Annotated in this window: 16 protein-coding genes; all 16 read right to left on the bottom strand. The window is 72.9% G+C overall.

Translation table 11 applies throughout. From position 1 onward, the window contains the following. Window positions 1-147: 147 nt before the first annotated feature. On the bottom strand, window positions 148-1,152 hold the full coding sequence (locus ACFC2L_RS00600; RefSeq protein WP_375822740.1) for a polyprenyl synthetase family protein: 1,005 nt from the start codon (window positions 1,150-1,152) through the stop codon (window positions 148-150). A 65-nt stretch (window positions 1,153-1,217) separates the two neighbouring features. Then, the gene (nuoN, locus tag ACFC2L_RS00605) at window positions 1,218-2,993 is read right to left on the bottom strand and encodes an NADH-quinone oxidoreductase subunit NuoN (RefSeq protein ID WP_375822312.1); all 1,776 of its coding nucleotides are present in this window, start codon (window positions 2,991-2,993) and stop codon (window positions 1,218-1,220) included. Next, a complete protein-coding gene (locus tag ACFC2L_RS00610) occupies window positions 2,990-4,660 on the bottom strand; it encodes an NADH-quinone oxidoreductase subunit M (protein WP_375822313.1) in 1,671 nt (556 codons plus the stop codon). Before ACFC2L_RS00610 ends, nuoN begins: the two co-directional genes overlap by 4 nt. Window positions 4,661-4,673: 13 nt before the next feature. Then, a complete protein-coding gene (gene nuoL, locus ACFC2L_RS00615) occupies window positions 4,674-6,704 on the bottom strand; it encodes an NADH-quinone oxidoreductase subunit L (protein ID WP_375822314.1) in 2,031 nt (676 codons plus the stop codon). A gap of 13 nt (window positions 6,705-6,717) precedes the next feature. Then, window positions 6,718-7,017 (bottom strand): NADH-quinone oxidoreductase subunit NuoK, encoded by a 300-nt coding sequence (gene nuoK / locus ACFC2L_RS00620; RefSeq protein ID WP_047234414.1) that lies wholly within the window; start codon window positions 7,015-7,017, stop codon window positions 6,718-6,720. Next, window positions 7,017-7,982, bottom strand: coding sequence for an NADH-quinone oxidoreductase subunit J (locus ACFC2L_RS00625; RefSeq protein ID WP_375822315.1), 966 nt, complete (start codon window positions 7,980-7,982; stop codon window positions 7,017-7,019). The genes nuoK and ACFC2L_RS00625 overlap by 1 nt, the downstream gene beginning before the upstream one ends. Then, the gene (gene nuoI, locus ACFC2L_RS00630) at window positions 7,979-8,698 is read right to left on the bottom strand and encodes an NADH-quinone oxidoreductase subunit NuoI (protein WP_375822316.1); all 720 of its coding nucleotides are present in this window, start codon (window positions 8,696-8,698) and stop codon (window positions 7,979-7,981) included. Before nuoI ends, ACFC2L_RS00625 begins: the two co-directional genes overlap by 4 nt. Then, the gene (nuoH, locus tag ACFC2L_RS00635; protein ID WP_375822317.1) at window positions 8,691-10,106 is read right to left on the bottom strand and encodes an NADH-quinone oxidoreductase subunit NuoH; all 1,416 of its coding nucleotides are present in this window, start codon (window positions 10,104-10,106) and stop codon (window positions 8,691-8,693) included. The genes nuoI and nuoH overlap by 8 nt, the downstream gene beginning before the upstream one ends. After that, window positions 10,103-12,793, bottom strand: a complete 2,691-nt coding sequence (locus ACFC2L_RS00640; protein ID WP_375822318.1) for an NADH-quinone oxidoreductase subunit G — start codon at window positions 12,791-12,793, stop codon at window positions 10,103-10,105. Before ACFC2L_RS00640 ends, nuoH begins: the two co-directional genes overlap by 4 nt. Next, window positions 12,793-14,160, bottom strand: coding sequence for an NADH-quinone oxidoreductase subunit NuoF (gene nuoF, locus ACFC2L_RS00645; RefSeq protein WP_375822319.1), 1,368 nt, complete (start codon window positions 14,158-14,160; stop codon window positions 12,793-12,795). The genes ACFC2L_RS00640 and nuoF overlap by 1 nt, the downstream gene beginning before the upstream one ends. Next, window positions 14,157-15,083: an NADH-quinone oxidoreductase subunit NuoE gene (gene nuoE, locus ACFC2L_RS00650; protein WP_375822320.1), complete on the bottom strand. Its 927-nt coding sequence runs from the start codon at window positions 15,081-15,083 to the stop codon at window positions 14,157-14,159. The genes nuoF and nuoE overlap by 4 nt, the downstream gene beginning before the upstream one ends. Further along, window positions 15,080-16,459: an NADH-quinone oxidoreductase subunit D gene (locus tag ACFC2L_RS00655; protein WP_375822321.1), complete on the bottom strand. Its 1,380-nt coding sequence runs from the start codon at window positions 16,457-16,459 to the stop codon at window positions 15,080-15,082. Before ACFC2L_RS00655 ends, nuoE begins: the two co-directional genes overlap by 4 nt. Further along, a complete protein-coding gene (locus ACFC2L_RS00660; protein ID WP_375822742.1) occupies window positions 16,456-17,157 on the bottom strand; it encodes an NADH-quinone oxidoreductase subunit C in 702 nt (233 codons plus the stop codon). The genes ACFC2L_RS00655 and ACFC2L_RS00660 overlap by 4 nt, the downstream gene beginning before the upstream one ends. A gap of 71 nt (window positions 17,158-17,228) precedes the next feature. Beyond that, a complete protein-coding gene (locus ACFC2L_RS00665; protein ID WP_047234408.1) occupies window positions 17,229-17,780 on the bottom strand; it encodes an NADH-quinone oxidoreductase subunit B family protein in 552 nt (183 codons plus the stop codon). A gap of 56 nt (window positions 17,781-17,836) precedes the next feature. After that, window positions 17,837-18,199 (bottom strand): NADH-quinone oxidoreductase subunit A, encoded by a 363-nt coding sequence (locus ACFC2L_RS00670; protein WP_047234407.1) that lies wholly within the window; start codon window positions 18,197-18,199, stop codon window positions 17,837-17,839. Window positions 18,200-18,305: 106 nt separating this feature from the next. Continuing rightward, window positions 18,306-19,640 (bottom strand): geranylgeranyl reductase family protein, encoded by a 1,335-nt coding sequence (locus ACFC2L_RS00675; RefSeq protein WP_375822322.1) that lies wholly within the window; start codon window positions 19,638-19,640, stop codon window positions 18,306-18,308. Window positions 19,641-19,773 lie beyond the last annotated feature (133 nt).

The raw sequence follows: 19,773 nt of genomic DNA on the forward strand, positions 1-19,773 counted from the left end.
CCGTCGAGACGCGGTGGTGCCGGGCGGCCCCGCCCTACCGGGCACGTCCGAGCAGGTCAACTCGATGACGAAGGCAACGAAGTCGTCCCCGATCGACGCCGGTGCCGGCCACCGCGGACGGGGCGAAAGATCACCCCGGACGACGGTTCAGGAGGCGCGGTCGGCGAGCGCCTCCGCGAACGAGCGCAGCGAGTCGGCGACGGGCCCCGCGGGGAGCGCGTCGAGCTCCTCCACGGCGGCGCGCGCCCAGCGCACCGCCAGCGCGCGCGTCTCCCCGAGCACCTCGTGGCGTCGCAGCGCGGCCACGGCCGCGGCGAGCGCGGCGTCGTCGGTCAGGTCGGAGTCGAGCATCTCGACGAGCCGGGCGTCCGCCTCGCTCGCGGTGCCGTTCGCGATCCGGGCACGGAGCAGCAGGACCGGCATGGTCGGCACCTTCTCGCGCAGGTCCGTACCCGGCGTCTTGCCCGACTCGTCGCCCGACGACGCCAGGTCGAGCACGTCGTCGGCGAGCTGGAACGCGACCCCGAGCTTCTCCCCGTAGGCCGCGACCGTGTCGACGACGGCCGTCGGGCACCCGGCGAACAGCGCGCCGAGCCGCGCGGACGTCGACAGGAGCGACGCCGTCTTGTCCGCGAGCACCCCGAGGTAGTGCTCGACGGGGTCGTCGCCCTCGCCCGGGCCGATCGTCTCGTGGAGCTGGCCCAGGCACAGGCGCTCGAACGTGCGCGCCTGGATCAGCACGGCCTCGGGCCCGAGCGCCGCGACGGTCGACGCGGCACGCGCGAAGAGGAGGTCACCGACCATGATGGCGACCGAGTTCCCCCACACCGCGTGCGCGGACGGGGCACCCCGGCGCACCGGGGCGGAGTCCATCACGTCGTCGTGGTACAGCGACGCGAGGTGCGTGAGCTCGACGACGACCGCGGACTCCACGACCTCGGGACGCGTCCCGTCCCCGAGCTCGGCGGCGAGCAGGGTGAGCAGCGGCCGCAGCCGCTTGCCCCCCGCGTTGACGAGATGGCGGGACGCGGTGTCGGCGAGCGGGTCGGCGTGCGCGACGGCCTCGCGCAGCCGAGCCTCGACCCCCGCGAGCCGCTCGGTGAGGGCAGCGGCGAGCGCGGGGTCCGAGATCGGGATCGCGGTGGTCGTCACGGGCGCGGTCCGGTCGCGCGGGCCGCGGGGCCCGGCGGGCGCGGGCGGCACGGAAGGCACAGAGGTCACGGGACGAACTTAACCGCCTCGGCCGCCAGATCGAGAACCGGGGACGGGAACACACCGAGGAGGAGCACCCCGAGCGCGCACACGGCGATCGCGATCGTCGTCGGACCGGTCGACCGGACGACGGTCACGCCCGGCCCCTCGAGCGCGGCACCGTCGTCGTCCGTCCCGGCCGCGGACCCTCCGGAGGGCGCCGTGAAGAACATCAGCACGATGATCCGGACGTAGAAGAACACCGCGACGGCCGACGCGATGACACCGACGACGGCGAGCACCCACGTCGAGCCCCCGCCCTGGCCGTCGGGCCCGGCGATCGCCGCACCGAACGTCGTGAACTTCGCCACGAAGCCCGCCGTGAGCGGGATGCCCGCCATGGAGAGGAGGAAGAGGGAGAACACGCCCGCGAGCCAGGGGCTCCGGCGTCCGAGCCCGGCCCACTGGGCGAGGTGCGTCGCCTCGCCGAGCACGGCGACCGGCTGCTCCGCCGCCCCGTCGGTCACGTTGTCCGCGGGGTCGCCCGTCCCGCCGGCCGCGGCTCCCACCGTGGCCGGCACGCGCTCGCGCACCGGGGCGGTCTCGCGCACGAGCGTGACGACCGCGAACGCGCCGACCGTCGCGAGGCCGTAGACGAGCAGGTAGAAGACGGTCGCGCGCAGCGAGAGCTGCGAGAACCCGACGACGCCGACGAGGATGAAGCCCGCGTGCGCGATCGACGAGTAGGCGAGGAGACGCTTGACGTCGGTCTGCACGGCACCCACGACGGCGCCGACGACCATCGTCAGGAGCGTGACGATCCACAGCGCGACGAAGAGGTCCTCGCGCGAGGCGAGGGACGACTGCGCGAGGCCGAGGCTCACGACGTAGAGCACGCGCAGGAGCGCGCCGAACGCCGCCGCCTTGGTGCACGCGGCCATGAAGCCCGTGATCGGCGTCGGGGCGCCCTGGTACACGTCCGGGGTCCAGGCGTGGAACGGCGCGGCCCCGATCTTGAAGAGCAGGCCCGCGAGGATGAGCAGGACGCCGACGACGACGAGGCCGGGCATGGTCGCGAGCGGGCCCTCCGGCGTCGCGAGCGACTGGTACACCTCGACGAGGTCGACCGAGCCGGCGAAGCCGTAGACGAGCGCGACGCCGAACACGAACAGGGCGGACGCGAACGCCCCCAGGAGGAAGTACTTGAACGACGCCTCCTGCGACAGCAGACGGCGGCGGCGGGCCATCGCCGAGAGCACGTAGAGCGGGAGCGAGAGCACCTCGAGCGCGACGAACATCACGAGGAGGTTGCCGGTCGCGGGGAAGATCATCATGCCGCCGACGGCGAAGAGCACGAGCGGGTAGACCTCGGTCTGCTCGAGGCCCTTGCGCCGCGTGAGGCCCTCGTACGGCGAGCCGGGCACCGCCGCCGCGGACGGCGCGAACGCGTCCTGGCCGGTCGACGTCTTGTCGACGATCACGAGGATCGCCAGGAACGCGAGCAGGACGACGATCCCCTGGATCGCGAGACCGAACGGGTCGATCACCATCGACCCGCCGAGCACCCGCACCCCGTACGGTGCGCCGTCGGCGCCCTGCACGGCGGGGTCGCGCCACAGCACGACGACGAGCGCGAACGCCGCGGCCGTCGCGAGGAGCGCGAGGACGACCTGCGTCGTGCGCCGCACGCGCGCCGGGACGAAGGCCTCGATCAGCACGCCGACGACGCCGGCGCCCAGCACGACGAGGATCGGGGCGAGGTAGAGCCAGTCGACCGTGGGGGCCACGAAGGAGTCGTTCACGACTCGCTCCCTTCGTCGGAGCTACGAGTGACGGACGACCCCTGGCTCTCGAGGGCGGCCTGCTCGGCCCCCTCGGCGAACGGGTCGGAGCGCGGCGGGTCCTCGACGCCGGCGACCGCGAGGTCGGACAGGGTGACCTCCGCGGGCTCGCGCACGAGGTCGAGCGCGGGGGCCGGGTAGAAGCCGAGGACCAGGAGGACCGTGATCAGCGGCGCGACGACCCACCTCTCGCGCGCGTCGAGGTCGGGGAGCTGGTCGAGCCCCTCGCGGGTCCCGCCCGTGAAGATCCGCTGGTAGGTCAGCAGCACGTAGAGCGCGGCGAGCACGACGCCGAGCACGGCGAAGAGCGCGGCCCACGGGCTGCGCGCGAACGTGCCGACCAGCACCATGATCTCGCTGACGAACGTCGACAGGCCCGGCAGCGACAGCGCGGAGAGGCCGGCGACGAGGAACGTCCCCGCGAGCACGGGGACCACCTTCTGCAGGCCGCCGTAGTCTGCGATGCGCTGCGAGCGCTCCGGGTGCCGGGCGATGAGGAAGCCGGCGAGGAGGAACAGCGCCCCGGTCGAGATGCCGTGGTTCACCATGTACAGCGACGACCCGGACACGCTGAGCGACGTGAACGCGAAGATGCCGAGCACGATGAACCCGAAGTGGGACACCGACGTGTAGGCGATGAGGCGCATGAGGTCGCTCTGCCCGATCGCCATGAGCGCGCCGTAGAGGATCGACACGACCGCCAGCACGACCACGACCGGGGCCGCCCACGCGCTCGCGTGCGGGAAGAGCGGGAGGCACAGCGTGAGCATCCCGAACGTGCCGACCTTGTCGAGGACGCCGACGAGGAGCGTGGAGGTGCCCGCGGGCGCGTGCTGCGCGGCGTCGGGCAGCCAGGTGTGGACGGGGAAGAGCGGCGCCTTGATGGCGAACGCGAGGAAGAACCCGAGGAACAGCAGCCGCTCGGTGGTGACCGGCATCGGGTTCTCGGCGAAGTACCCCACGAGGTTCGACGTGAGGAACGCGTCCTCGGGGCGCGCGCCCGTCGTCGGGTCGATCGGCACCTGCACGTACAGCGCGATGACGGCCGCGAGCATGATGAGCCCGCCCGCGAGCGAGAACAGCAGGAACTTCACGGCCGCGTAGCGCCGCCGCGCCCCGACGCCGAACCCGCCGATCATGAAGTAGACCGGGATCAGCATCGCCTCGAAGAGGACGTAGAAGAGGAACACGTCGCGCGCGACGAACACCGCGACCATGAACGCCTCGAGCAGCAGCGCGAGCGCGAGGTAGTGGCGCAGCCGGCGCACGTCGCCGTCCTGCTCCTTCCACGCGGCCAGCACGACGAGCGGCACGAGCAGGACCGACAGCGCGACGAGCGCGAGCGCGACGCCGTCGGCGCCCACCGCGTAGCTCGCGCCGATCTGCGGGATCCAGCGGTACGTCTCGGCGAGCTGGTACGTGCCGGCCGCGGACGTGTCGAACGCGGTGAACGCGCCGACGAGGAGGCCGAGCTCGACGAGCGCGGCGCCGAGGGCGATGCCGCGCACGGTGCGCAGGGCGCCCGCACCGACGCCCCGCGTGCGGGCCGCGGCCGTGAGCCACACCGCTGCGGCCCCCACCAGGGGCCAGGCGACGAGCAGGGACAGCCAGGGGACGGAGGTAGTCATGGTTGTCTCCCTCTCAGCTCGCGGAGCCGGTGGTCAGGGCGAGGACGACGGCGACGATCACCACGAGGCCGCCGAGCATCGTCGCGCCGTACGAGCGCACGTAGCCGTTCTGCCACCCGCGCAGCCACTCCCCGATCCGGCCGACGAGGCCGGCGAGGCCCATCCAGCCGCCGTCGACCATCTCCTTGTCGGCGTAGACCAGCGAGCGCGTGAGGTACTGGCCGGGCCGCATGAACACGGCCTCGTTGACGTCGTCCTGGTACAGGTCGCGGCGGGCGGCACGCGTGAGCACGGAGCCCCGCGGCGCGCGGACCGGGACGCTCGACATCGCGTACTGCCGCCACGCGAGCGCCGCGCCCGCGAGGACCAGGAGGAGCGTCAGGGTGATGAGCGACCACACCGGCAGGACCGGCTCGTGGTGCTCGGCGTGCCCGGTGACGGGCTCGAGCCACGTGACGAACCGCGAGCCCGCGGCGAGGATGCCGCCGAGCGCCACCGAGCCGACCGCCAGGACGATCATGGGCCACGTCATGAGCCGCGGGGACTCGTGCGGGTGCTGGACCGGGCCGTCCTGCGGGCCGAGCCCGTCCGCCGACCCGCTGCCGTCGTTCCAGCGACGGCGTCCGGAGAACGTCATGAAGAACAGGCGCGACATGTAGAACGCGGTGATCCCGGCACCGAGCAGCGCGACGCCGCCGAAGACCCACGCCCGCCACGGCTCGCCGTCGACGGGGACGAACGCCGCCTCGATGATCTTGTCCTTGCTCCAGAAGCCGGAGAACGGCGGGATCCCGAGGATCGCGAGCCAGCCCATCATGAACGTGATCCAGGTGATCTTCATGTACCGCGCGAGGCCGCCGAACCGGCGCATGTCGACCTGGTCGTCCATGCCGTGCATGACGGAGCCCGCGCCGAGGAACATCCCGGCCTTGAAGAAGCCGTGCGTCACGAGGTGGAAGATCGCGAACGCGTACCCGATCGGCCCGAGCCCCGCGGCGAGGATCATGTACCCGATCTGGGACATGGTCGACGCGGCGAGCGCCTTCTTGATGTCGTCCTTGGCGCAGCCGACGATCGCCCCGAAGAGCAGCGTCACCGCGCCGACGATCACGACGACGAGCTGGGCGGTGGGCGCGCCCTCGAAGATCGGCGCCGACCGCACGACGAGGTAGACGCCCGCCGTGACCATGGTGGCCGCGTGGATGAGGGCGGAGACCGGCGTCGGGCCGGCCATCGCGTCCCCGAGCCACGCCTGGAGCGGGAACTGCGCCGACTTGCCGCACGCGGCGAGCAGGAGCGCGATGCTCGTCGCGGTGAGCACCGCGGTCGACGCCTCGGGCGCCTGCGCGAACACCGTGGTGAAGTCGACCGCGCCGAACGTCGCGAACATGAGCATGAGGGCCACGATCAGGCCGATGTCGCCCACGCGGTTCATGACGAACGCCTTCTTCGCCGCGACCGCGTACGCGCGGTTGTGGTTCCAGAACCCGATGAGCAGGTACGACGCCAGGCCCACCCCCTCCCAGCCGACGAACAGCAGGAGGTAGGAGTCGGCGAGGACGAGGACGAGCATCGCCGCGACGAACAGGTTGAGGTACGCGAAGAACCGGCGCCGGTCGCGGTCGTGCGCCATGTAGGCGACCGCGTAGACGTGGATGAGCGTGCCGACGAACGTCACGAGGAGCACGAACGTCAGCGACAGCGGGTCGATCCGCAGGCCCATCGCCAGGTCGAGACCACCGGAGACGATCCAGTCACCGATGCGGAAGTCGACCACGCGCTCGTCGACGGGCAGCCCGAGCATCACGAGGAAGAGGACCAGGCCCACCACGAACGCGGCGCCCGACATGAGGACGCCGAACCACGCGCCCCAGCGGTCGCTGCGGCGACCGGCGAGGAGGAGGACGGCCGCCCCGAGGAGCGGGAGCAGCACCAGGAACGGTGCCGCGAGGAACGCGCCCGGCACGGTCTCGGACGCAGGCACGACGTCGGTCGCGGCCAGCAGTCCGCTCGCCGTGGGCAGGGCGGGAAGGAGCGTCGTCATCGGTGCCGGCCCCTCAGCTCTTGAGCAGGTTGACGTCGTCGACCGAGGCGGACCGACGGGTGCGGAAGATGGACACGATGATCGCGAGGCCGACGACGACCTCCGCCGCCGCGACGACCATGACGAAGAACGCGAGCACCTGCCCGGTCACGTCACCGTGCATGCGGGCGAAGGTGACGAACGCGAGGTTCGTCGCGTTGAGCATGAGCTCGATGCCCATGAACACGATGATCGCGTTGCGCCGCAGCAGCACGGTCGCGGCGCCGATCGAGAACAGGATCGCCGCGAGCACGAGGTAGTTGGTGAGCTCCATCAGTCCTCTCCTCCCCGGGTCGCGGCGGGGTTCCCGTCGGGCACCGCGTCCGCGGTGCCGCCGGGCACGCGGGACCGGCCCGGGTCGTCCGGCCCGCCGACCTCGCCGGCGGGCGCCTCGCCCTGCGGCTGGTCGGCGGTCGCGGCCTGCACCGTGCGCTCGTTCGCGTCCTGGGCCCGCAGCGCGGGCAGCGCCCGCAGCGGCTCGTGCTCGACGAGCACCTCGCGCTCGGCCTCGAGGATCGCCCCGGCCGACCGCTCCTGACCGCGGATGCGCAGGATGCGGGAGACCGACTCCTCGATGGGCCGGCCCTGCGGGTCGAGCGCCGGGGTGTCCATGGCGTTGTTCTGCGCGTAGACGCCGGGCGCGGCGAGCGGCGTGAGCCGGCCGCCCGCGGGCAGCGCCGCGACCTTCGCGTCGGCCTGCTCGCGCTGCCCCACCTTCGGGGTGAGGCGCCGCCGGTGCGTCAGCACGAGCGCGGAGACCGCCGCGGTGATGAGCAGGATGCCCACGACCTCCATGGCGAACACGTAGTCCGCGAAGAGCACGCGGGCGAGCGCCACGGGGTTGGTCGCGGCGTTGGCGAGCTCGAGCCCGACCGACGGCGGGAACGTCGCCTGCGCGACCACGCCCACCAGCACGACCCCGAGACCGAGCCCGAGGAGCACGCCGACCCAGCGCTGCCCGCGGATCGTCTCCACGAGCGAGTCCGACGCGTCGACCCCGACGAGCATGAGGACGAAGAGGAACAGCATCATCACGGCGCCGGTGTAGACGACCACCTGGACGACGCCGAGGAACGACGCCTCCTGCGCGATGTAGAGGATCGCGAGGTCGACCATGACGAACATGACCGCGATGGCGGCGTGCACCGCCTTGCGCGCGAAGAGCAGCGAGAGCGCCGCGAGGACCATGAGGGGGGCGAGGACCCAGAAGAGGACCGCCTCGCCGCCGCTCGCGGTCACCGGGCGGCCTTCCGGGCCGACCGACCCGACGACTGCGCGACCCGCCGGACCTCCGGCGGCGGTCCCGTCGGCTCGGGCGGGAGGGTCGGGTCGTCCGGTCGGTGCTCGCGCACCCACTCCACCTGCTCGGCCACCGGGCCGCTCACCTCCCCGCGGTAGTACTCGGTGTCCGAGGTCCCGGGCACCATCGGGTGCGGCGCGGCGAGCATCCGCTCCTGGAGCGGCGCGAGCAGGTCCTGCTTCTCCCAGATCATGCCCTCGCGCGTCGGCCCGGCGAGCTCGTACTCGTTGGTCATCGTCAGCGCGCGCGTGGGGCACGCCTCGATGCACAGCCCGCAGAAGATGCAGCGCAGGTAGTTGATCTGGTAGACGCGGCCGTACCGCTCGCCCGGCGACATGTGGCCGCCGTCGGGCAGGTCCGCGTTGTCCGCGCCCTCGACGTAGATCGCGTCCGCGGGGCACGCCCACGCGCACAGCTCGCAGCCGATGCACTTCTCGAGCCCGTCGGGGTACCGGTTGAGCTGGTGCCGCCCGTGGTACCGCGGCTTCGTCGGCACCTTCTGGCGCGGGTACTGCTCGGTGACCGTCGGCCGGAACATCGAGGCGAAGGTCACGCCGAACCCGGCGACGGGCGCGAGCGCCTCGCGCAGTCCCTTCGCCTGGGGGCGCCGGACCTCGTACTCGCCGGGCCCGCCCGGCTTCTGGTCGTCAGCCACGGTCGACCTCCTTGTCGTGCGGTGTGTCTCGGGGGGCACCGGTGCCCGGCGAGCCGGACGCCCCGGGCGACCCCGCGTCGTCGGGCACGAGGGCACGACGGCGGGGCGAGGGCGGGAGCGACTGGCCCGGCAGCGGCGGGACGGGGAACCCGCCCGCGAACGCGTCGAACGGCTCGGGCCCGGTGCCCGCGGCGCGGGGCGTCGCTCCGGGTGGGGCCTTCTTCTCGGGCCAGAACCAGACGACCACCACGACCACCAGGGCCAGCGCGACGGCGATGCCGACGAAGACCCGGAGGTCGACGTCGAGGAACTGGCGCACGGCCTGCGCGACGGCGAGGAGCACGAGCCACGCGAGGGCGAACGGGATGAGGACCTTCCAGCCGAACCGCATGAACTGGTCGTAGCGCAGGCGCAGCAGCGTGCCGCGGACCCACACGAAGAAGAACATGACGGCCCAGACCTTGACGAGGAACCAGAGGATCGGCCACCAGCCCTCGTTGAACATGCCGTCGTTGATCGCCGAGAGCGGCCACGGGGCGCGCCACCCGCCGAGGAACAGCGTCGTCGCGACCGCGGAGACGTTGAGCATGTTGATGTACTCCGCGAGAAAGAACCACGCGAACTTCATGGACGAGTACTCGGTCATGTACCCGGACACGAGCTCGCCCTCGGCCTCGGGGAGGTCGAAGGGCAGACGGTTCGTCTCGCCGACCATCGAGATCACGTAGATGACGAACGCCGGCAGGAGCGGGAGGAACCACCACAGCTGCGTCTGCGAGTCGACGATGCGCGAGGTCGACATCGACCCCGCCATGAGGAAGACGGAGACGAGCGAGAGGCCCATCGCGAGCTCGTAGCTGATGACCTGGGCCGTCGAGCGGACCGCCCCGAGCAGCGGGTACGTCGACCCGGACGACCAGCCGCCGAGCACGATCCCGTACACGCCGAGCGACGCGCACGCGAGGATGTAGAGCGTCGCGACCGGGAAGTCGGTGAGCTGCGCCGGCGTCACGTAGTCCGTGAACGGGATCTGCACCTCGGGCCCGAACGGGACGACCGCGAACACCAGCAGCGCGCAGAACACGGAGATCATCGGCGCGAGCAGGTAGACGAACTTGTCCGCCGCCTTGACGGTGATGTCCTCCTTGAGCAGGAGCTTCATCGCGTCGGCGAGCGACTGGAGCAGGCCGAACGGGCCGTGCCAGTTGGGGCCTGGGCGCACCTGCATGCGCGCCACGACCTTGCGCTCGAACCAGATCGCGAACAGCACGCTCGTCAGCAGGAACACGAGGATGAGGACGGCCTTGACGAGGTACGTCCAGCCGTTGTCCTGCGAGAAGTTCGCGGTGATCCCGGGCACGCCCGGGGTCTCGGCCGCGAGCGCGTGGACCAGGTGCGCGCCGGTCATGCGTCCTCCCCTCCGTCGGTGCTCCCAGGCCCGAGCCGGACGACGTCGCCCGGCACGGCGCCGAGCGCCGCGTGCACGGACGACCCCGGCGACCGCAGCGGCAGCCACACCACGTGGTCGACCATGTCGGTCACCACCACCGGGAGCGTGACCGCTCCCCGGTCCGTCGAGACGCGCACGAGGTCGCCGTCGAACACGTCGACCGCAGCCGCCGTCGTCGCAGACAGCCGCGCGACCGGGCGCTTCGCCGTCCCCGCGAGGTAGCGCTCGCCGTCCTGGCCGCGCGCGTCGTCGAGCAGGAGCCGCCAGCTCGCGAGGACCGCGGTCCCGGGTGCGACGGCGGGCGGCTCGGTGGTCTCGACGGCCGGCGCGGCGGCGCGCTCGCCGTCCCACGCGCCGTCGCCCACGAGCTGGTCCAGCTCGGCGCGCACCGCGTCCACGGTGCCGAGGCCGAGGCTGACGCCCGCCGCGTCGGCGAGCGCGTCGAGCACGCGGTGGTCCGTCATCGCCGTCGAGGCGAGCGCCGCCGGGAACCGGCGCACGCGGCCCTCCCAGCTCACGAACGCCCCCTCGCGCTCGACGGGCGGCGCCACGGGGAGCACGACGTCCGCCAGCTCGGTCACCGCCGAACGCCGCACCTCGAGCGAGACGACGACGTCCGCCGCCTCGAGCGCGCGGCGCGCGTGCGCGGGGTCCGGCAGGTCGTCGAGCTCGAGGCCGCCGACGAGCACGCCCGCGAGCTGGCCGACGGACAGGGCGTCGAGCATCTCCCCGACGTCGCGGCCCGCCGTGGCGGGCAGACCCGTCGGCTGCGCGTCGGTGGCGGTCACGCCCCACACCGTCGCGACGTCGACGCGGGCCGCCGCGTCGGCGACAGGCCGTCCGCCCGGCAGGAGGTTCGGCAGGGTGCCGGCCTCGACGCCGCCGCGCTCGCCCGCGCGGCGCGGGACCCACGCGAGCCGCGCGCCCGTCGCGGCGACCGCGCGGAGCAGCGCGCTGTACCCGCCGCGCGTCGCGGCGAGCCGCTCGCCGACGAGGATCACGGCACCGGGTGCCCGCAGCGCGTCGCTGACCTCGGCGAGGAGGTCGGTGCCCTCGGCCTCGTCGAGCGTGCGGACCTGGTCGCCCGCGGCGATGCCGTCGAGCCACTCGGCCTCGGTGCCCGGCGCGGCCGGGAGCAGCGTGCCGTGCATGCGCTGCACGCCGCGCGTCGCGAACGGCGCGACGGAGAACACGCGCACCCCGTTCCGCACGGCGCCCTTGCGCAGGCGCAGGAAGGTCACGCCCGCCTCCTCCTCGGCCTCCAGGCCGACGAGGAGGACGGCGGGCGCCTTCTCGAGGTCGGTGAACGTCACCCCGCCGGCGTGGCCGACGGCGCGCCCCGCGACGGCGTGCGCGAGGAAGTCCGCCTCCTCCGCGCTGTGGGCGCGGGCGCGGTGGTCGACGTCGTTCGTGCGCAGCCAGGTCCGGGCGAGCTTCGCGTACGCGTACGCGTCCTCGACCGTGAGGCGCCCGCCCGGCAGGACGCCGACGCCTCCGGCGTCGCGTGCCCGGGTCAGGGCGTCGGCCGCGACCTCGAGCGCCTCCGCCCACGAGGCGGGGCGCAGCTCGCCGCGCGTCACCGACCCGTCCGGGGCGACCTCGCGGTCGCGCACGAGCGGGTGCGTGAGGCGGTCCGGCGCGGACTGCCACGTGAACGCGAAGCGGTCCCGGTCGGTGATCCACTCCTCGTTGACCAGCGGGTCCTCGCCCGCGAGGCGGCGCAGCACGACGCCGCGGCGGTGGTCGACGCGGATCGCGGAGCCCGACGAGTCGTGCTCCGCGACCGACGGCGTCGAGACGAGGTCGAACGGGCGCGACCGGAACCGGTACGCCGCTCCCGTGAGCGCGCCCACCGGGCAGATCTGCACCGTGTTGCCGGAGAAGTACGACGCGAACGGCAGCCCCGACTCGTCCTCGAGCGCGAGCCCGACCGGGCGGTCGCCCGGCGCCTGTCCCGCGGGCGGCGCGAAGTCGAGGACCGCCTCGTCGAACCGGCCGATCTGCTGCGCGGCCCCGCGCTTCTGCAGGTCGATGAAGACGTCGCCCGCGATCTCCTGGGAGAAGCGCGTGCACCGCTGGCACAGGACGCAGCGCTCGCGGTCGAGCAGGATCGTCGTCGAGACCGCGATCGGCTTGGGGAACGTGCGCTTGACGTCCACGAACCGGCTCGTCGCGCGACCGTTGCTCATCGCCTGGTTCTGCAGCGGGCACTCGCCGCCCTTGTCGCACACCGGGCAGTCGAGCGGGTGGTTGATGAGCAGCAGCTCCATGATCCCGTGCTGCGCCTTGTCGGCGACCGGGCTCGTGCGCTGCGTCTTGACCACCATGCCGGGCGTCGCCTCGAGCGTGCACGACGCCTGGGGCTTCGGCATGGGCCGGACGTTGCCCTCGCGGTCCGGCGTCGCCACCTCGACGAGGCACTGGCGGCACGCGCCCGCCGGCTCCAGCAGCGGGTGGTCGCAGAACCGCGGGATCTGGATCCCGATCTGCTCGGCCGCGCGGATCACGAGCGTGCCCTTGGGCACCGACATCTCGACGTCGTCGATCGTGAACGTCACGTGGTCCGCGGGGACCGGGGGCTTGGCCGCGCCACCCGTGGGAGCGGCGGCGGAGCCGGTGCCCGGGGCGGGGGTCGTGGTCGTCATCAGTGCACTCCTGCCGTCAGGACGCGGGCCGGGCGGGGCGTGTAGTCGAAGAGGGCCGCTGCGGCGGGGTCGAACGGGCAGCGGTGCTCCGTGATGTGCGCCTCGTACTCGTCGCGGAACAGCTCGATGCTGCTCGTCACCGGAGACGTGGCGCCGTCGCCGAGCGCGCAGAACGCGCGGCCCAGGATGTTGTCGCACGTGTCGAGGAGCAGGTCGAGGTCGGACTCCGTGCCCCGGCCCGCCTCGATGCGCGCCAGGACCTGCTTCATCCAGTACGTGCCCTCGCGGCACGGGGTGCACTTGCCGCACGACTCGTGCGCGTAGAAGTCCGTCCACCGGCTCACGGCCCGCACGACGCACGTCGTCTCGTCGAAGAGCTGCAGCGCGCGCGTGCCGAGCATCGAGCCCGCCGCCGCGACCGACTCGTAGTCGAGGGGCGTGTCGAGGTGCGCGTCCGTGAACAGCGGCGTCGACGAGCCGCCCGGCGTCCAGAACTTCAGCTTCTTGCCGCCCCGGATCCCGCCCGCCATGTCGAGCAGACCGCGCAGCGTGGTGCCCAGTGGCGCCTCGTACTGCCCCGGCCGCGTCACGTGGCCGGACAGCGAGAACAGCCCGAACCCGGCCGAGCGCTCGGTACCCATCGACGTGAACCAGTCGGCGCCGCGCGCGACGATCGACGGCACGCTCGCGATGGACTCGACGTTGTTGACGACCGTCGGGCGCGCGTACAGGCCCGCGACCGCCGGGAACGGCGGCTTGAGCCGCGGCTGCCCGCGGCGCCCCTCGAGCGAGTCGAGCAGCGCCGTCTCCTCGCCGCAGATGTACGCGCCGGCACCCGCGTGGACCGTCACGTCGAGGTCGAAGCCCGAGCCCTGGACGTCCTTGCCCAGGAATCCGGCCTCGTAGGCCTCCTCGACCGCGCGCAGCAGGCGGCGGTACACGTGCAGCACCTCGCCGCGCACGTAGATGAACGCGTGGTCGCAGCCGATCGCGTACGACGTGATCGCCACGCCCTCCACGAGCGCCTGCGGGCTCGCCAGCATCAGCGGGATGTCCTTGCACGTGCCCGGCTCGGACTCGTCCGCGTTGACGACGAGGTAGCGCGGCCCGCCGTCGGGCGCGGGCAGGAAGCCCCACTTCATGCCCGTCGGGAAGCCCGCGCCGCCGCGGCCGCGCAGGCCCGACGCCTTGACCGTCGCGACGACGTCCGCCGGGTCCTGGGCGAGCGCCGCACGCAGCCCGGCGTACCCGCCGCGGTCCACGTACGACGCCAGCGTCCAGGACCGGTCCGCGTCCCACGTGTCCGACAGGACGGGGGTCAGCGGGTCCGGGGTCGGCCGGGCCACGGTGCCCTGCTGCTCGCTCATGCGTCCGCTCCCTTCGACGGGTCGGGCTGGGTGCCGGGAGACTCGGCCTTGCCGCCGGGGTCGACGTCGGCGCCGGTCGTCGGCTTCCGCTCGGCGCTCGACTGCTCGCCGCCGGTGACCGGCTTCTCGGGCGTGCCCTCGCCTGCGGCGGAGGAGGCGGCGTCTGCCCCACCTGCCGAGGTAGAGGCCTGGTCCGGCGAGGTAGAGGCCTGGTCGGTACCGGGGGCGGTCCAGCCCTGCTCGCGCGCGAGGCGGAGGCCGGCGAGGGTGGGCTCGCCGGCGCCGACGCCCTCGTCGGCGCGACCGTCGGGGAAGCCCGCGAGGATGCGGCTCATCTGCTTGAAGGAGCACACGCTCGCGGCGCCGCGCGTCGGGGCGACGGCCTCGCCCGCCCGGAGACGGTCGACCACGTCGGTCGCCGAGCCGGGGGTCTGGTTGTCGAAGAACTCCCAGTTGACCATCATGACCGGCGCGTAGTCGCAGGCCGCGTTGCACTCGACGCGCTCGAGCGTGATCGCGCCGTCCTCGGTCGTCTCGTCGTGGCCGACGCCGAGGTGGTCGGAGAGCTCGTCGAAGATCGCGTCGCCGCCCATGATCGCGCACAGCGTGTTGGTGCAGACGCCCACGGTGTACGTCCCGTTGGGGTGGCGCTTGTACTGCGTGTAGAACGTCGCGACGGCGGAGACCTCGGCCGCGGTGAGGCCGAGCCGCTCCGCGCAGAACAGGATGCCGTCGCGCGAGACGTAGCCGTCCTCGGACTGCACGAGGTGCAGCATCGGCAGCAGCGCCGAGCGCGACTCGGGGTAGCGCGCGACGATCTGCGCGGCGTCGGCGGCGAGGCGCGCCGTCGTCTCCGCGTCGTACCCGGGGCGCGGCCCGCCGGCGGGCGCGCCGTTCGTCGCAGGTCCGGCGTCGATGGTCATCGGTCCACCCCTCCCAGCACGGGATCCAGCGACGCGACGGCGACCACGACGTCGGCCACCTGGCCGCCCTCGCACATCGCTGCCACGGCCTGGAGGTTGTTGAACGACGGGTCGCGGAAGTGCGCCCGGTAGGGGCGCGTGCCGCCGTCGGACACGACGTGCACCCCGAGCTCGCCGCGCGGGTGCTCCACGGTCTGCCACGCCTGGCCGACCGGGACGCGGAAGCCCTCGGTGACGAGCTTGAAGTGGTGGATCAGGGCCTCCATGGAGGTGCCCATGATCTCCTTGATGTGGTCGAGCGAGTTGCCCTGGCCGTCGCTGCCGATCGCGAGCTGCGCCGGCCACGCGATCTTGCGGTCGCCCACCATGACGGGCTGCCCGGCCGTCCTCTCGAGGCGCTCGAGGCACTGCTCGACGATGTGCAGCGACTGGTAGCACTCCTCGAGCCGCAGCACGACGCGGTCGTAGCTGTCGGCGCCGGTCGCGGTGGGGACGTCGAAGTCGTACGTCTCGTAGCCGCAGTACGGGTCGGACTTGCGCACGTCGTACGGGTGCCCGGTCGAGCGCAGCACCGGCCCGGTGATGCCGAGCGCCATGCAGCCCGCGAGGCTGAGGTGCCCGACCCCGACGAGGCGGCCCTTGAAGATCGGGTTGGCGAGCAGGAGGTCGCCGAGCTGGCCGAGGTACCGGCGGATGAGCGGGTCGGCCTCGCGGACCTGCTCGACGAGGTCCGGCGGCACGTCCTGCGCGACGCCGCCGGGACGCACGTAGGCGTTGTTCATGCGCAAGCCCGTGACCGCCTCGAAGATCCGCAGGATCTCCTCGCGCGCGGTGAACGCGATGGTCATGACGGTCGTCGCGCCCATCTCGTTGCCGCCGGTGCCCAGGCACACGAGGTGGGACGCGATGCGGTTGAGCTCCATCATGAGCACGCGGATGACGCTCGCCCGCTCGGGGACGTCGTCCGTGATGCCGAGCAGCTTCTCGACCGCGAGGCAGTACGCCGTCTCCTGGAACAGCGGCGCGAGGTAGTCCATGCGGGTGCAGAACGTGACGCCCTGCGTCCACGTCCGGTACTCCATGTTCTTCTCGATACCGGTGTGCAGGTAGCCGATGCCGCACCGTGCCTCGGTGACGGTCTCGCCGTCGATCTCGAGCATGAGGCGGAGCACGCCGTGCGTGGACGGGTGCTGCGGCCCCATGTTGACGACGATGCGCTCCTCGCCGAGCGCCGCCGCCGCGACGGCGCTCTCGGCGATGTCCGCCCAGTCGCCGCCCGACGCCTCGAAGCTCGGGACGCCCTCGTCGAAGTCCCCGACCGGCGGCCGGGTCGATCGCGGTGCGGCGCCGGGGGCGCCGGTGGTGTGCGTGCTCACGAGTACGACCTCCTCGTGTCGGGCGGGGGCACGGTCGCGCCCTTGTACTCGACGGGGATCCCGCCGAGCGGGTAGTCCTTGCGCTGGGGGTGGCCCGGCCAGTCGTCGGGCATCTCGATGCGCGCGAGCGACGGGTGGCCGTCGAAGACGATGCCGAAGAAGTCCCACGTCTCGCGCTCGTGCCAGTCGTTCGTCGGGTAGACGGACGTCGTGCTCGGCACGTGCGGGTCGGCGTCGGGCACCGACACCTCGAGGCGCAGCCGGCGCCCGTGCGTGATCGACGTGAGGTGGTACACGGCGTGCAGCTCGCGGCCGACGTCGTGCGGGAAGTGCACGCCGCTCACGCCCAGGCTCAGCTCGAACCGCAGGTCCTGGTCGTCGCGCAGCGCGCGGCACACGTCGACGAGGTGGTCGCGGTGCACGTGGAGCGTCAGCTCGGCGTGCGCACCCGGCGGGTCCACCACGACGCGCTCCACCGCGGCCTCGAACCGCGTGCCGCCCTCGGCGAGGACCTCCGCGAGGACGTCGACGACCTCGTCGAACCAGCCGCCGTACGGCCGCGGGCTCGCGCCGGGCATCGCGACGGGCTGGACGAGCCCGCCGTACCCCGACGTGTCGCCCGAGCCGTGCACGCCGAACATGCCCTCGCGCACCTCGACGACCTCGAGCGTGCGCGGCGCGCCCGCCCCGGTCACCAGGTCGCCCGACCGCGGTCCGGAGACCTCCTCGGGCTGCGGCACCGGCGTGCCGCCGCCCGTCTTCTCGTCCGTCACCGCAGCAGCCCCTTCATCTGGAACGTGGGCGTCGCCTCGAGCGCGGCCGCCTCGGCGGCGCGCGCCGCCTCCTTGCGGTTCACGCCGAGCGGCTCGTGCTGGATCTGGTCGTGCAGCGCCAGGATCGCGTTGATGAGCATCTCCGGCCGCGGCGGGCAGCCGGGCAGGTAGATGTCCACGGGCACGATGTGGTCGACGCCCTGCACGATCGCGTAGTTGTTGAACATGCCGCCGCTGGACGCGCACACGCCCATCGAGAGCACCCACTTGGGCTCGCTCATCTGGTCGTAGACCTGCCGCACGACCGGCGCCATCTTCTGGCTCACGCGCCCGGCCACGATCATGAGGTCCGCCTGGCGCGGCGAGGCCCGGAAGACCTCCATGCCGAAGCGCGACAGGTCGAACCGCGACGCGCCGGCGGCCATCATCTCGATGGCGCAGCACGCGAGCCCGAACGTCACGGGCCACAGCGACGCCTTGCGCAGGTACCCCGCGAGGTCCTCGATCGTGGTGAGCAAGAAGCCCGAGGGAGCCTCCTCGATCCCCATGGTGTTCTCCTAGTTCTCTCGCCGGTGCCCGCTGGCGCGAACGATCGGTCGCCTGCTCAGTCCCACTCGAGACCACCCCGGCGCCACTCGTAGACGAACGGGACCGTGATGAGCGCGAGGAACGCGAGCATCGCGACGAGGCCGAAGGTCGCGAGCGTCGCGAAGTCGACCGCCCACGGGTAGAGGAAGACGACCTCGATGTCGAAGACGATGAACGTCATGGCGACGAGGTAGTACTTGATCGGGAAGCGCCCGCCGCCGATCGCGTGGGGCGTGGGCTCGATGCCGCACTCGTAGGCGTCGAGCTTGGCGCGGTTGTACCGCTTGGGGCCGATGACCGCGCTCGCGGCGACACCGCCGAGAGCCAGCACGGCGGCCACGCCCATGAGGACGAGAAGCGGTACGTACGGGTTGGTCATCGCGTACTCCTCGAGTGGGGGCTCGGGACGGGGACGCCCGGGCGGTGCCCGGGAAGACCTGCAGGTGGTGCGAGCGCCCGCGTCGTTGCGGGCCCACCTCGTGGGCTCATGACGAGGGCACCACCCTCGTCAGCCCCGCGATGACGCGGTCGACCCAGTCGCCGCCGCGGGGCTCGTAGCAGTCGGACAGGAGCTTGAGCACGAACCGCATGACGACCGGGCGCGGGAGCCCGTAGCGCGTGCAGATCCGCATGATCTCGGGGTGCTCGATGAGCTTCACGAAGTACCGGCCGAGCGTGTAGTAGCCGCCCAGCTCGCGGCGCATGATCCGCGGGTAGGTCTGCAGCGCGCGCTCGCGGCCGCCGTCGGTGAGCCGCACGCGCGACTGGGCGACGACGTCGGCCGCCGCCCGCCCGGCCTGCATCGCGTACGCGATGCCCTCGCCGTTGAACGGGCTGACCATGCCGCCCGAGTCGCCCACGAGGAGCACGCCGCGCGTGTACAGCGGCGTGCGGTTGAAGCCCATGGGGAGCGCCGCGCCGCGCACGGGGGCGAGCCGGTTCTCCTCCGTGAACTCCCACTCCTCGGGCGCGTTGCGCATCCAGGTGGCGAAGAGGTCCTTGTAGTCGACGTTCGCGGCCGACTGGCGCGCCGGGGTCGAGCTCACCGAGCCGAGCCCGACGTTCGCGGTCCCGTCGCCGAGCGAGAAGATCCAGCCGTACCCCGGCAGCAGGTTCGACTCGCGGGGCTTGCCGTCCCACAGCTCGAGGTGGGACTCCATCCACGGGTCGTCGTGGCGCGGGGTGCGGAAGTACGTGCGGACGGCGACGCCGATCGGGCGGTCCTCGCGCCGCGCGAGGCCGAGCGCGAGCGCGAAGCGCGACGAGACGCCGTCGGCCGCGACGACGACGGGCGCGCGGTAGGTGACCTCGTCGCCCGCACGCCGACCCTTGTCGTCCACCGGCCGAGCGGTGACGCCGACGACGCGTCCGGTGCGCTCGTCGAGCACGGGGCCCGTGACCGCGGTGCGCTCGAGGAGCTTGGCCCCCGTGCGCTGGGCGTGCTCGGCGAGCGTGCGGTCGAACGAGTGGCGGGCGCGGGCCATGCCGTAGCTCGGGTACGACGCGAGGTCGGGCCACGCGAGCTCCCACGAGCGGCCGCTCGCGACGACGCGCAGGCCCTGGTTCCGGATCCAGCCGTCCTCGGCGCGCGTCGGGACGCCCATGCGCACGAGCTCGGCGACCGCGCGCGGCGTCAGGCCGTCGCCGCAGATCTTGTCGCGCGGGAACGACGACTTCTCGAGCAGGAGGACGCTGAGGCCGGCGGCGGCGCAGTAGTGGGCCGCCGCGGAGCCCGCCGGACCCGCGCCCACGACGATGACGTCGGCGTCGTCGAGCCTCGCGCCCACCGTGCTCACCTCACCGTCCGGTCGTCGGGACATCTCCTGGTGGTCCACCGTGACCCGGGTCGGGACACGGCGCACCCACGGTCCTTGTGAAGTCGGTCACAATGGACATCGTCACTCTAGTCACTCCCGACGCGGGATGTGTAGCAAGGTGACCCTTCCCTGGGAG

Source organism: Cellulosimicrobium sp. NPDC055967, assembly GCF_042269845.1.
Classification (GTDB): Bacteria; Actinomycetota; Actinomycetes; order Actinomycetales; family Cellulomonadaceae; genus Cellulosimicrobium.

What these genes read in the sequence shown, in the direction of transcription:
- ACFC2L_RS00610 (WP_375822313.1), bottom strand. Translation starts at nt 4,660, where the DNA reads ATGACTACCTCCGTCCCCTGGCTGTCCCTGCTCGTCGCCTGGCCCCTG.
- nuoL (WP_375822314.1), bottom strand. Translation starts at nt 6,704, where the DNA reads ATGACGACGCTCCTTCCCGCCCTGCCCACGGCGAGCGGACTGCTGGCC.
- nuoK (WP_047234414.1), bottom strand. Translation starts at nt 7,017, where the DNA reads ATGGAGCTCACCAACTACCTCGTGCTCGCGGCGATCCTGTTCTCGATC.
- nuoH (WP_375822317.1), bottom strand. Translation starts at nt 10,106, where the DNA reads ATGACCGGCGCGCACCTGGTCCACGCGCTCGCGGCCGAGACCCCGGGC.
- ACFC2L_RS00640 (WP_375822318.1), bottom strand. Translation starts at nt 12,793, where the DNA reads ATGACGACCACGACCCCCGCCCCGGGCACCGGCTCCGCCGCCGCTCCC.
- nuoF (WP_375822319.1), bottom strand. Translation starts at nt 14,160, where the DNA reads ATGAGCGAGCAGCAGGGCACCGTGGCCCGGCCGACCCCGGACCCGCTG.
- nuoE (WP_375822320.1), bottom strand. Translation starts at nt 15,083, where the DNA reads ATGACCATCGACGCCGGACCTGCGACGAACGGCGCGCCCGCCGGCGGG.
- ACFC2L_RS00665 (WP_047234408.1), bottom strand. Translation starts at nt 17,780, where the DNA reads ATGGGGATCGAGGAGGCTCCCTCGGGCTTCTTGCTCACCACGATCGAG.
- ACFC2L_RS00670 (WP_047234407.1), bottom strand. Translation starts at nt 18,199, where the DNA reads ATGACCAACCCGTACGTACCGCTTCTCGTCCTCATGGGCGTGGCCGCC.
- ACFC2L_RS00675 (WP_375822322.1), bottom strand. Translation starts at nt 19,640, where the DNA reads ATGTCCCGACGACCGGACGGTGAGGTGAGCACGGTGGGCGCGAGGCTC.